Below are 12273 nucleotides of genomic sequence, written 5' to 3'. Positions count from 1 at the left end.
CTCAAAGAATTAAACTGTTTATTCGTAATGAATTAACTGTTAGTCACTCTTTAAGACTTGATAATTTTTAGCGTCTTGCGACGTTAAGATATCAGTGCTTATGAGTGCCCACACAGATTGTCTGATAAATTGTTAAAGAGCAGTGCGACCCGGCATTCTGCCTGCTGTCGCGAGGTGGCGTATATTACGCTTTCCTCTTTCAGAGTCAACCCAATTTTTCAGGATTTTTTCTCTTTATCTCCCCGGCTTACTGCACTCAGTGAAGCGTGCCGCCGTGTCGATGGAGGCGCATTATAGGGATCCCATTCAGATGCACAAGCCTTTTTTCGATCTTTTTTGCTAAGTGTGGTTTTTTCAACCTTTTTGCTGAATTCATGCACTTCAACGTTTGTTTTATGTACATTTCACCTTGAATTTCCCTGTCTGATAGTCAAAGTTAACCTTTCAGACTCTTAAATTGAGGTAGCTATGCCCCAGGTTTTCCGTCAATACCAGAATTTATATCCTTCAGCCGGACGCCAGGTCATGGTTGATCCCTCCAGTGTACTCATTGGTGATGTAAGACTGGGAGATGATGTCAGCATCTGGCCTCTTGTCGCTATTCGCGGCGATGTTAATTACGTTGCTATCGGTGACAGGACAAATGTCCAGGACGGAAGTGTCTTACATGTCACGCATAAATCACCTTCACACCCTGAAGGCTACCCGTTAATCATTGGGCAAGACGTAACTATTGGTCACAAGGCAATGCTTCACGGATGTAAAATAGGTGACAGAGTATTAGTCGGTATGGGTTCCATCCTGCTTGATGGTGCTGAAATTGGTAATGATGTCATGATTGGTGCTGGTAGCCTGGTGCCACCCGGGAAAAAACTGGCAAGCGGATTTTTATATATTGGAAGCCCTGTTAAACAAGTGCGCCCACTATCTGCAGACGAAATCCAAGGCCTGAAATACTCTGCAGATAACTATGTAAAATGGAAAGCAGAGTACCTGGCTCAGGATAACCAGTACCAACCTTGAGCATCTTCCTGTTGCGCATTGATCAATACTTCAGCCTCTTCCTCCAGATCCCAGCGATGGGATCTGAATAGATTCAGGTATTCTTCAGCAGTATGCTCACCAAACCGTTGTGCTAAAACCAGCTTGCTGATAGCGCAAAAGACCTGCATACCACCCACCAGCGCAGGAAAAACAACAGCCTGGTACTCAATATGCCATTCCTCTCTGTCCGGAAACTGAATCGACTGGTTCATGCACTCAATACTCGTTTTAGCTTTTCAATCACTGGGGTTGTTTCTGGCAAAACGCCATGCCAAAGCATAAATGAGTGAGCGGCCTGGCCAACCAGCATCCCCAACCCATCAGCAAATTTCTGAACATGGTGCTGCATTGCCCACATTAAAAAAGGCGTAGGCCCGGCCTGATAAAACATGTCATAACAACTGATATTATGATGCAGTAATGAAGCCGGGATCGGAGGGACGTCGCCGTTAATACCGCTGGACGTTGCATTGATAATAAGGTCAAAAACTTTTCCATCAAGCGCAGAATACTCACAGGCACTCACATTTCCGAAAGCAGAAAAATGTGCGGCCAGCGTCTGAGCTTTATCAAAAGTCCGGTTGGCAATTACAATATCGCAGGTTTGTGCTAACAAGGGCAGAATGACACCTCTGGATGCGCCGCCTGCCCCCAGCAACAGAATACGTGCCCCGTAAGGTAAAAACCCCAACCGCTGTAAGTCACTGACAAGCCCAACACCATCCGTGTTATCACCCAGCACCTGCCCATCGTCCAACAATTTTAACGTATTAACTGCCCCAGCCAATGTTGCTCTTTGCGTTAGCGTGTCAGCAAACTCAAACGCCTGTTCTTTAAACGGTACCGTAACATTCGCGCCCTTGCCCCCGTTCGAAAAAAAAGCCCCAATAGATTCTTTGAAACCATCAACGGGAGCCAGAACAGACCCATAATGGTGAAAAATCCCCGTTTCTTCTGAGAACCACGCATGTATTTGAGGGGATTTGCTATGCGCAATAGGGTTACCAAAGACAGCGAATGTTTCCATGATTATCCTTGCCGAAAGAGTTTGCCGGTTAAAGCGTCTCTGATCTCTGATGGATTTTTCCTTCCCCCTGTTAAGCCATCAACCACAGGAAAGGCATCACCAAATTGAGCGCGAACTTCTTCAGTGGTTCGGCACGGTGGTAAACCACTTAAATTAGCACTTGTCGAAACTAACGGTTTACCGAAAGCGAGACATAAATCAACTACCAGTGGATGATTAGTGACACGCACAGCTAATGAATCAAAACGCCCTGTTAACCATACTGGTGTATCTGGTTTCGCAGGAAAGACAAAAGTGACAGGGCCTGGCCAGCACGCAAATACACTTTGGAGCTGTTCAGGGCTCAGAGAAGATTCATCAATATAAGGGCGTAATTGTTCAAAATTTGCAGCGATAAGAATCAACCCCTTATCAATAGGACGTTGCTTCAACGCCAATAAGCGCATTACTGCAGTTTCACTATCAGGATCACACCCCACACCAAATACAGCTTCGGTGGGATAGGCGATGACATTTTCTTCTTCTAAAACGTGAACGATGTCGTTCAGCGCATGATTTTGCAGGTTGTTATTCACTTTCTTTATCTACCGTTACCGGCTTTCCACATTGTTTACTGGCACAGAAGCGTTTAACACCTTGCGCCGTTTTCTTCTCAATTAACAAGGGGTAATGGCATTCCTCACACTCCCCTGCAACAGGCGTACAATTTACAGCAAACTGGCACTCGGGGAAGCGGTTACAGGCATGAAATATTTTTCCATAACGAGAACGCCGCTGAACTAAGTGGCCTTGCTTACATTGGGGACAGGAAATAGCCGTATTATCAGGCTTATCGATAAGTTCAGTATGCCCACATTCTGGGTATTGGCTGCAACCAACAAACATACCAAAACGCCCCTGGCGTAACACCAGGACTGACTGGCATTCCGGGCACAATTGCCCTTCAAGCACCTTAACAATATGCCCATCTGATGAGGGCTTTAAAGGACGCAGATAGTCACAATCTGGGTACTGAGAACAACCGAGAAACGGTCCATGCTTCCCGGTACGAATTACTAACTGCGCCCCGCACTTTGGGCAGGGCGACTGTTCAGGCACTGAAAAGAGTGCGTCTTTTGCCATATCGCTCACACTTCACTGAATAATCAGTGAAGCATACCTTCATTTACCTCAAAAAGAAGTTCTTCCATCTGTTGATAAGCGTTCTCACAACCTGGCAGATTGAATAACACCATCAACACAACCCATTTCAGGTCTTCAAGATCAAACTCACTTGTATCCAACGCCATAACACGCTCAATTACCATTTCACGTGTTTCGAGGTTTAGCACCTGTATTTGTTCCAGGAATAGCAAGAACCCCCGGCAACTGGAATCCAGACGCTGGCTTTCTTCATCCGTGAAAATACGCATAGACAGAGGGTCGGACGCCAACTGCATTGGCTCAACTAATCCATCCTGGTAATCAGCCAGTTTTTCCAGCCAGGATAATGCATTGTAGATATCGTCGCGATCAAACCCTACATCAGCTAAATCACGGGTTAATTTATCCTGATCAACCTGAACTTCAGCCTGATTCTGGATATATGTTTCAAACAGATAAATTAGTACGTCGAACATGGCATGCCCTCCTCAATCGGACATAGCCGCCGGGTACAGCTGCGATCCACCCTGCTAACTCCAGCTCAAGTAATTGGACTACGGTCACTGGCACAGGTTGGCCGGCACGTTCAGCGACGACGTCAACAGGTGTTACCTCATCTCCTACGTTAGCCAACAGCTCAGGAAATGGCAATGGAGGGATGGCATGATCCACTGAATTATTTAACTTCAACGCCTGTTTTGCTAATACGCTGACAGTTTCACTGAGCGAATCAATAATATCGCCGGGTTGAGAAACCAGTTGAGCACCCTGCTGAATCAACCAGTGTGGACCCTCACTGCCTGGATTACTTAACGGGCCCGGTAACGCAAAAACATCTCGCCCATGTTCAAGCGCACAACGCGCTGTAATCAACGAACCACTTTTCAGCGTCGCTTCAATCACCAAAACCCCGTAACTTAACCCACTAATAATTCTATTGCGCCGCGGGAAATTAGCGGGCTTAGGCGTTGTCCATAAAGGAAACTCAGAGACAATAGCGCCGCCCATTACCTGAATGTCTCTTGCCAGTGACCGATGTCGAGGGGGGTAGACTGTATTTAAACCGTTTCCCAAAACAGCAACAGTTCTCCCGCCTGACTCAAGTGCTGCATTATGCGCCACGCCATCAATGCCAATCGCAAGCCCACTGGTAATTGTCAGCTGTTCGGCAAGAGATGCAGCAAATTGACGGCACCAATGCTCCCCATACCAGGAAAGGCTGCGGCTTCCGACTATAGCTAATTGTGGTGTATTCAGTACCGACAAATCGCCTTTAACAAATAGCGCAACCGGAAAATCATTAATGGCTTTTAATGGCGCAGGATACATTGCATCCGCGATGGTCAACAGATGATGATGCTCACTATCAAGCCAGTTCAGCGCCTGAGCGATTTGCTGCGAAGTGGGAGAGAAAAACTGTTTTATCTGGGTCTCACTACAACCGATAAAACGCAATGTTGCAGGAGTACAGGAAGGGCTTTCCTGTAACTGACGAAATAGCATATGCGCGATATCGCCATATATTGACGAAACATTCATTAATCGCAGCCAGATTTCCGTTTCCGACAAACTCATTCCTACAACCTCAGCAATTTCTGTGATTGGCGAGGGATACTGTCAATCGGGCGCGGAAATGTCTAGAATAGGAAGGAAGTATCCGTTTAACTTTTGAACTCAGCTCTGGATAAATATGTCAGTATTGCAGGTTTTACATTTCCCGGACGAGCGGCTTCGCACTATCGCTGAACCGGTCAAAGAGGTTAATGCAGAAATTCAGCGTATCGTCGATGATATGTTCGAGACCATGTACGCAGAAGAAGGCATTGGCCTTGCTGCAACACAAGTAGATATTCATCAGCGTATCATTGTCATTGATGTTTCGGAAAACCGCGATGAACAGTTAGTTCTGATTAACCCTGAACTACTGGAAAAAAGTGGTAATACTGGAATTGAAGAAGGTTGTCTTTCAATTCCTGAGCAGCGGGCTTTGGTTCCTCGTGCTGAAACAGTCAAAGTGCGCGCATTAAACCGTGACGGCCAGTCCTTTGAGCTGGAAACAGATGGTCTGCTTGCCATTTGTATTCAACATGAAATGGATCACCTGGTAGGCAAATTGTTTGTTGATTACCTGTCCCCATTGAAACGCCAACGTATTCGTCAGAAGCTTGAAAAAATGGCAAGACTGAGTGCGCGCGAAGCTTAACCGCACGGAGCTAAAAACCACGTGGCTAATTCTCTTCGTATTATTTTCGCCGGAACACCTGATTTCGCCGCTCGCCATCTGGATGCGCTGATAGCTTCAGAGCATGAAGTGGTTGCTGTTTTTACTCAACCCGATCGCCCTGCCGGGCGAGGGAAAAAACTAATGGCAGGCCCAGTGAAAACACTGGCTCAGGAGCATGAGATCCCTGTGTATCAACCAGCCAGCCTGCGACCGCAGGAAAACCAGGCGCTAATTGCTCAGTGTAATGCAGATGTGATGGTCGTGGTTGCTTATGGCCTGCTGCTGCCAGCAGCAGTATTAACCATGCCTCGTTTAGGCTGCATTAATGTACATGGTTCCCTGCTTCCTCGCTGGCGTGGTGCTGCGCCGATTCAGCGCGCATTGTGGGCCGGAGATGAACAAACTGGCGTAACCATCATGCAAATGGACAAAGGCCTTGATACCGGCGATATGCTGCATAAGATAGCCTGTCCCGTTACCCCCGAAGACACCAGCGCTACTCTGTATGACAAGTTGGCTGCCATTGGCCCTCATGGTCTGTTATATACGCTTACTCAGTTGGCTGAGTCGGGCATTACACCAGAAAAACAAGATGAGACCCTGGTGACCTATGCTGAAAAACTCAGTAAAGAAGAAGCCAGACTTGACTGGTCATTACCGGCAACCCAGCTTGAGCGCTGCATTCGTGCGTTTAATCCCTGGCCTGTAAGTTTTTTACTGGTTGATGAACAACCAGTAAAAGTCTGGAAGGCATCAGTTATTGACACTCAGGTTAATGAAAATCCCGGGACAGTTGTTGCAGCAAATAAACACGGTATTCAGGTTGCTACACAGCAAGGCATTCTGAACATAGAGATATTGCAGCCCGCCGGCAAAAAACCGATGTCGGCCCAGGATATTCTCAATTCCAGGAAAGAGTGGTTCACCCCAGGAGTTGCGCTTGCCTGATAAGCATCTTATTCACAGCCCGGACTTGTCCGGGCCTTTTTATTTCTGACGGCTGGAAAACCAGACTGTAGCAATGAAACGATCTCAAAACTTACGCAGCCTGGCAGCTCAGGCGATAGACCAGGTAATGGAGCAGAAATTGTCACTTAGTGATGTTCTGCCACCACTTCAGGAACGTGTTTCTGACAAAGACAAGTCACTCTTACAAGAACTGTGCTTTGGTACCCTGCGTACACTGCCAGAACTGGAATGGCTGATTAGTCAGTTGATGTCCCGCCCATTGCAAGGCAAGCATAAAGTCATCCATTATCTGATTGCCGTTGGTCTTTACCAATTAATTCACACCCGGATCCCCGCACATGCTGCACTCGCTGAAACTGTTGAAGGTGCAAGCGTGCTTAAGCGACAACAGTTTAAAGGGGTTATCAACGGTGTATTACGGCAATTCCAACGCCAGAGCGACAGCCTTATGGCGGAACTACAACAGCATGAATCCCGTTACTGGCATCCAGAATGGCTGCTTAATCGCCTGCGCCAGGCCTGGCCGCAGCATTGGGAAAGCATTGTTGAAGCAAATAACCACCGTCCACCGATGTGGTTACGTGTAAACCGTCGCTTTCATCAGCGTGATACGTGGCTTAAGCTACTCCAACAAGCAGGAATGAATGGGTTTACTCACCAAGACTACCCTGATGCCATCAGGCTGGAAACGCCAGTACCTGTTGCTATGCTGCCCGGCTTCTCTGAAGGTTGGGTTACCGTACAGGATGCATCAGCCCAGGGCTGTGTGGCGTTGCTGAATCCGCAGAATGGCGAGAATATTCTGGATTTATGCGCAGCTCCGGGAGGGAAAACAACTCATATTCTGGAAGCTGCACCTGAGGCTAACGTTCTGGCTGTTGATATTGACAAAAAGCGCCTTAGCCGGGTTTATGAAAACCTGAAACGTCTGGGTATGAAGGCTGAAATCAAATCAGGTGATGGTCGCTACCCCGAGCAGTGGTGTTCTGGCCAACAATTTGACCGCATCTTGCTGGATGCGCCCTGCTCAGCGACGGGAGTAATACGGCGCCACCCCGATATAAAATGGCTGCGACGCAATAATGATATAGAAGAGCTGGCAAAGTTACAGAGCGAAATTCTTAATGCTGTCTGGCCCCTTTTAAAACCCGGTGGCACTTTGTTATATGCAACATGCTCCATCATGCCAGAGGAAAATAGCCAGCAAATTAAACAATTTTTGCACAACTTTGCTGATGCAACAATTGTCGAAACAGGAACATCTGATGAGCCTGGGAAACAAAATTTCCCCGGGCCAGATGAAGGAGATGGATTCTTTTACGCTAAGCTAATCAAAGCGTCATGATGAATCAAGCCTTCCAGGCACAACTTAAGAAACAATACTGATGAAAATTATCATTTTGGGTGCCGGACAGGTTGGGGGCACCCTCGCAGAAAACTTAGTAGGTGAAAATAACGATATCACTGTCGTGGATACCAATGGTGACAGGTTACGTAGTCTGCAAGATAAATTTGACCTGCGCGTTGTGCAGGGGCCGGGTTCACATCCCAGAATTCTGCGCGAAGCAGGTGCTGATGATGCAGATATGCTGGTCGCAGTAACCAGTTCGGATGAAACGAATATGGTTGCCTGCCAGATTGCTTATTCGTTATTTAATACCCCAAACCGTATTGCGCGCATCCGGGCATCAGATTATGTACGCGATGCGCAAAAACTCTTCACGCCAGACGCCGTACCAATTGACCACTTAATCGCGCCAGAACAATTGGTGATTGATAGCATTTATCGTCTGATTGAGTATCCGGGGGCTCTTCAGGTCGTTAACTTTGCCGAGGGCAAGGTTAGCCTTGGGGTCGTCAAAGCCTATTACGGTGGCCCACTCGTAGGTAACGCGCTGTCTACAATGCGTGAACATATGCCGCATATCGACACCCGTGTAGCGGCTATATTCCGCCATGACAGGCCTATTCGCCCTCAGGGTTCCACCATTATCGAAGCCGGTGATGAAGTCTTTTTTATTGCGGCTTCGCAGCACATCCGTGCAGTGATGAGCGAATTACAGCGGCTGGAAAAACCCTATAAACGCATTATGTTGGTGGGTGGTGGTAATATTGGGGCCGGTTTAGCAAAACGTTTAGAGAAAGAATACAGCGTTAAATTGATCGAACGTGATCAGAAACGAGCCGCAGAGTTAGCCGAGAAATTACAAAATACTATTGTATTTTACGGCGATGCATCTGATCAGGAACTGCTGCAAGAAGAACATATTGATCAGGTTGATTTGTTTATTGCTGTCACCAATGATGATGAAGCAAACATCATGTCCGCAATGCTGGCAAAGCGCATGGGTGCCAAAAAAGTAATGGTACTGATCCAGCGCAAAGCCTATGTCGATCTGGTACAGGGGAGCGTGATTGATATTGCCATATCTCCACAGCAGGCAACAATTTCTGCACTACTCAGCCATGTACGCAAAGCTGATATTGTAGGGGTTTCGTCCCTCAGGCGAGGCGTTGCTGAAGCGATTGAGGCTGTCGCACATGGTGATGAAAGTACATCGCGAGTCGTTGGCCGGGTCATTGACGAGATAAAATTACCACCAGGTACCATTATTGGTGCTGTCGTACGCGGTAACGATGTAATGATAGCTAACAATGATCTGCGTATTGAACAAGGGGATCACGTTATTATGTTCCTGACAGATAAAAAGTATGTCAGCGATGTAGAACGTCTCTTCCAGCCCAGTCCATTTTTCCTCTGAATACAGGGCGGTTATCCGCCCCGTTAATTCTTTGTATATAATCTATTTACTTACTGTTATTTGGGTCAATGGGATCTAAAACGCTATTGCCCTATTGGGGTTGTGTTGTTCAAGGAGAATGTATGAGTATATTCAAAGAGTTTCGAGCTTTTGCAATGCGCGGAAATGTCATTGACCTTGCTGTCGGGGTAGTGATCGGCGCTGCTTTCGGGAAAATCGTTTCGTCGCTGGTTGCCGATATCATTATGCCACCACTGGGGCTGCTGATCGGGGGAATTGATTTTAAGCAGTTTGCAGTAACGTTGCGCCCTGCTGAAGGGGATATCCCGGCAGTGGTCATGCACTATGGTGTTTTTATTCAGAACATTTTTGACTTTATCATCGTAGCATTTGCCATCTTCATGGTAGTTAAGATGATGAACAAATTGTACCAGAAAAAAGAAGCACCAAAAGCACCTCCAGCTCCCTCTACCGAAGAGGTGTTACTGACTGAAATTCGTGACCTGCTCAAAGCCCAGAATAGTAAAGATGCATAACTGCCGCAGTTAGTACGAAGAAGGCCAGGAGTAAAAAAGCATCTACTTGTTTACTGCTGGCCTCCTGCCCACTGTTTTTCCCATATTTAGTTTTGCGAGAATAGCTACCTTTTCCTTTCTTGTTTCGCTCAACACGCTGGCGAAATAGCGGGTCATGAAGCAATGCCTCCAAAGCATTATCTCGGATGGTCCCTTTTTTATGTTGATAGTTACTCATATTTTCTCCGGTTGGATTTTGGTTGCACCCTGTTCCAGTGCCTCAAGAATTGAACAGTACACGCTACTGTGAGCGGTGCCACAGCAAATGTCATCCAGTCTTTTTAAAGACTGCCTCATCACCTCAAGCTCGGCGATTCTGGATTCTACTTCCGTGAGTCTGTCCTGGACAATCTGCTTTGATTCACGGCAAGTATGATGTTCCGGGTCAATCCGAATAGAGAGTAATTCACGGATTGAATCCAGAGTAAAACCAAGCTGCCTTGCGTAACGAATAAAACGCAGGCGCTGCAAATCATTTTCACTATATAACCGAAAGCCACCTTCTGTGCGCACTTCATGATCCATCATGTTCTGCTTTTCGTAATAGCGGATAGTATCGGGCGTAACATCAGCTAAACGAGCAATTTCACCTATACGATACATAGCTAGCTGTCCTCAGAAAAGCGCTCTCTGACTAACAGGCCGTAGGAACCATGAAGGAAATCAGTACTTAAACCAGCCTGGCGTAATTTAAGTTCCAGCAATGCAACACGCTGGCTTACTTCATGGAATGAAGGGTCAGTCTCTTTAACACCCTGGAGTAACTCATGGAGTTCAAGTGCTTCCCTACGCTGCTCAAGCTCAGGTGGAAGACATCCTGCATTTTTTAAAAGACGATAACCAGTTCGCAAGGATTCAGGTACAAAAGAATCATCATCCAGCACCAAAGGTTGTCCTTCACCAGGAAGGTTGTCCAAATCACCCTTTTGCTGTGCTTCAAGAATGTGCCGTTCAGCCCATTGGTCAATTAACCACATATCAATACCTCGGTGATTAAATGAACAAATAAAAGTTGAATTCTAGATCAAGGTCCGAATTTTAGATATAAAAAAACCGGGCAAGCCCGGCTTTTTTACGTTACTGCAAATTACTCTGCAGTAGCTTCTGCTTGAGACTCAGCGCGATCAACCAGCTCGATGTAAGCCATCGGAGCATTATCACCAGCACGGAAGCCACACTTAAGAATACGAGTGTAACCACCTGCACGGCTCGCGAAACGCGGACCAAGTTCATTAAACAGTTTTGCCACGATCTCGTTATCACGAGTACGGGCGAATGCCAGACGACGATTAGCTACGCTGTCGGTCTTGGCAAGAGTAATCAGCGGCTCAACTACGCGACGCAGCTCTTTCGCTTTTGGCAGGGTCGTCTTGATGATTTCATGACGAACCAGTGAACCAGCCATGTTACGGAACATTGCCTGGCGATGGCTGCTGTTGCGGTTCAGTTGACGACCACTCTTACGATGGCGCATGACCTTATCCTTCTCAGTAAAACCTTAACCTGTGATCCGGTTACTCATCAGCAATGCTTGCTGGTGGCCAGTTTTCCAGGCGCATGCCCAGAGACAGACCACGGGAAGCCAGCACGTCTTTAATCTCTGTAAGAGATTTTTTACCAAGGTTCGGCGTTTTCAGCAACTCAACCTCGGTACGTTGTACCAGATCACCGATGTAGTGGATAGCTTCTGCCTTGAGGCAGTTAGCAGAGCGGACAGTCAATTCCAGATCGTCAACAGGGCGCAGCAAGATCGGATCGAATTCTGGCTTCTCTTCTTTAACTTCCGGCTGACGTACGTCACGCAAGTCAACAAAGGCTTCAAGTTGTTCAGCCAGGATGGTAGCCGCACGACGAATCGCCTCTTCAGGATCGATTGTGCCGTTAGTTTCCATTTCGATAACCAGCTTATCCAGGTCGGTACGCTGCTCAACACGAGCTGCTTCAACATTGTAGGCAATACGCTCTACAGGGCTGTAGCAAGCATCGACCAGCAGACGGCCGATTGGGCGCTCATCTTCTTCCGAATGAATTCGGGCAGAGGCCGGCACATAACCACGACCACGTTGAACTTTAATACGCATATTAATAGATGCGTTATCATCGGTCAGGTGGCAAATCACATGCTGCGGCTTGACGATTTCAACATCACCGTCATGGGTGATGTCTGCTGCGATCACAGGGCCAATGCCAGATTTATTCAGGGTAAGAATAACTTCATCTTTGCCCTGAACTTTCACCGCCAGCCCTTTCAGGTTGAGCAGGATTTCCAGGATATCTTCCTGTACGCCTTCTTTGGTGCTGTACTCATGCAGTACACCATCAATCTCAACCTCGGTCACCGCGCAACCCGGCATCGATGAAAGCAGAATACGGCGCAGTGCGTTACCTAGAGTATGGCCAAAGCCACGCTCTAACGGCTCAAGGGTCACCTTGGCGTGCGTCGAACTCATTTGCTCGATATCGACCAGGCGCGGTTTAAGAAACTCTGTCACAGAACCCTGCATTGTGTCCTCTCTTTGGTACTAAGCT

General features: G+C 47.2%; 17 protein-coding genes. 6 read left to right on the top strand and 11 right to left on the bottom strand.

Annotated features, from left to right (window positions below; genetic code table 11):
• Nucleotides 1-468 precede the first annotated feature (468 nt).
• On the top strand, nt 469-1023 hold the full coding sequence (locus A9B99_RS10270; protein ID WP_064597197.1) for a gamma carbonic anhydrase family protein: 555 nt from the start codon (nt 469-471) through the stop codon (nt 1021-1023).
• Here A9B99_RS10270 and A9B99_RS10265 read toward each other — a convergent pair.
• The 6 genes from A9B99_RS10265 to dprA are packed head-to-tail and all read right to left on the bottom strand — an operon-like array spanning nt 999 to nt 4783.
• Nucleotides 999-1256, bottom strand: a complete 258-nt coding sequence (locus tag A9B99_RS10265) for a DUF1488 family protein (RefSeq protein WP_064597195.1) — start codon at nt 1254-1256, stop codon at nt 999-1001. The two genes, A9B99_RS10270 and A9B99_RS10265, sit on opposite strands and share 25 nt — an antisense overlap.
• Nucleotides 1253-2071 carry a shikimate dehydrogenase gene (gene aroE / locus A9B99_RS10260; protein WP_064597193.1) on the bottom strand — a complete coding sequence of 273 codons (819 nt, stop codon included), beginning with the start codon at nt 2069-2071 and terminating at the stop codon, nt 1253-1255. The genes A9B99_RS10265 and aroE overlap by 4 nt, the downstream gene beginning before the upstream one ends.
• A gap of 2 nt (nt 2072-2073) precedes the next feature.
• Nucleotides 2074-2646, bottom strand: coding sequence for an L-threonylcarbamoyladenylate synthase type 1 TsaC (tsaC, locus tag A9B99_RS10255; RefSeq protein WP_064597191.1), 573 nt, complete (start codon nt 2644-2646; stop codon nt 2074-2076).
• The gene (locus A9B99_RS10250; RefSeq protein WP_064597189.1) at nt 2639-3193 is read right to left on the bottom strand and encodes a DNA topoisomerase family protein; all 555 of its coding nucleotides are present in this window, start codon (nt 3191-3193) and stop codon (nt 2639-2641) included. Before A9B99_RS10250 ends, tsaC begins: the two co-directional genes overlap by 8 nt.
• A gap of 23 nt (nt 3194-3216) precedes the next feature.
• Nucleotides 3217-3690 (bottom strand): DUF494 family protein Smg, encoded by a 474-nt coding sequence (gene smg, locus A9B99_RS10245; protein ID WP_036112740.1) that lies wholly within the window; start codon nt 3688-3690, stop codon nt 3217-3219.
• Nucleotides 3662-4783, bottom strand: a complete 1122-nt coding sequence (dprA, locus tag A9B99_RS10240; protein ID WP_064597199.1) for a DNA-protecting protein DprA — start codon at nt 4781-4783, stop codon at nt 3662-3664. Before dprA ends, smg begins: the two co-directional genes overlap by 29 nt.
• 121 nt (nt 4784-4904) lie before the next feature.
• Here dprA and def point away from each other — a divergent pair, with 121 nt between their 5' ends.
• The 5 genes from def (at nt 4905) to mscL (ending at nt 9705) form a co-directional block, all read left to right on the top strand.
• Nucleotides 4905-5417: a peptide deformylase gene (gene def, locus A9B99_RS10235; RefSeq protein ID WP_064597187.1), complete on the top strand. Its 513-nt coding sequence runs from the start codon at nt 4905-4907 to the stop codon at nt 5415-5417.
• Between the two features lie 21 nt (nt 5418-5438).
• Entirely contained in the window at nt 5439-6386 is a 948-nt protein-coding gene (gene fmt, locus A9B99_RS10230; protein WP_064597185.1) for a methionyl-tRNA formyltransferase, read from the top strand.
• A 73-nt stretch (nt 6387-6459) separates the two neighbouring features.
• Nucleotides 6460-7752: a 16S rRNA (cytosine(967)-C(5))-methyltransferase RsmB gene (gene rsmB / locus A9B99_RS10225; RefSeq protein WP_064597183.1), complete on the top strand. Its 1293-nt coding sequence runs from the start codon at nt 6460-6462 to the stop codon at nt 7750-7752.
• Nucleotides 7753-7792: 40 nt separating this feature from the next.
• Nucleotides 7793-9169, top strand: a complete 1377-nt coding sequence (gene trkA / locus A9B99_RS10220) for a Trk system potassium transporter TrkA (protein WP_064597181.1) — start codon at nt 7793-7795, stop codon at nt 9167-9169.
• Nucleotides 9170-9291: 122 nt separating this feature from the next.
• Complete coding sequence (mscL, locus tag A9B99_RS10215) at nt 9292-9705, top strand: large-conductance mechanosensitive channel protein MscL (RefSeq protein ID WP_036112755.1); 414 nt, start codon at nt 9292-9294, stop codon at nt 9703-9705.
• On the opposite strand, the gene A9B99_RS10210 is transcribed toward mscL, so the two are convergent.
• From A9B99_RS10210 to A9B99_RS10190, 5 genes are all read right to left on the bottom strand, one after another.
• Nucleotides 9677-9922 (bottom strand): alternative ribosome-rescue factor A, encoded by a 246-nt coding sequence (locus tag A9B99_RS10210; RefSeq protein ID WP_064597179.1) that lies wholly within the window; start codon nt 9920-9922, stop codon nt 9677-9679. The genes mscL and A9B99_RS10210 overlap by 29 nt on opposite strands.
• The gene (gene zntR, locus A9B99_RS10205) at nt 9919-10347 is read right to left on the bottom strand and encodes a Zn(2+)-responsive transcriptional regulator (protein ID WP_064597177.1); all 429 of its coding nucleotides are present in this window, start codon (nt 10345-10347) and stop codon (nt 9919-9921) included. Before zntR ends, A9B99_RS10210 begins: the two co-directional genes overlap by 4 nt.
• A 2-nt stretch (nt 10348-10349) precedes the next feature.
• Complete coding sequence (locus A9B99_RS10200) at nt 10350-10721, bottom strand: DnaJ family domain-containing protein (protein ID WP_064597175.1); 372 nt, start codon at nt 10719-10721, stop codon at nt 10350-10352.
• A 110-nt stretch (nt 10722-10831) separates the two neighbouring features.
• Nucleotides 10832-11218 (bottom strand): 50S ribosomal protein L17, encoded by a 387-nt coding sequence (gene rplQ / locus A9B99_RS10195; RefSeq protein WP_064597173.1) that lies wholly within the window; start codon nt 11216-11218, stop codon nt 10832-10834.
• A 40-nt stretch (nt 11219-11258) separates the two neighbouring features.
• A complete protein-coding gene (locus tag A9B99_RS10190; RefSeq protein WP_036112784.1) occupies nt 11259-12248 on the bottom strand; it encodes a DNA-directed RNA polymerase subunit alpha in 990 nt (329 codons plus the stop codon).
• Between the last annotated feature and the right edge of the window lie 25 nt (nt 12249-12273).

Origin of the sequence: Mangrovibacter phragmitis, from assembly GCF_001655675.1 — a bacterium.
Classification (GTDB): Bacteria; Pseudomonadota; Gammaproteobacteria; order Enterobacterales; family Enterobacteriaceae; genus Mangrovibacter; species Mangrovibacter phragmitis.
Note: the sequence above shows the minus strand (reverse complement) of the source record. Positions and strands in the feature narration are given on the sequence as shown.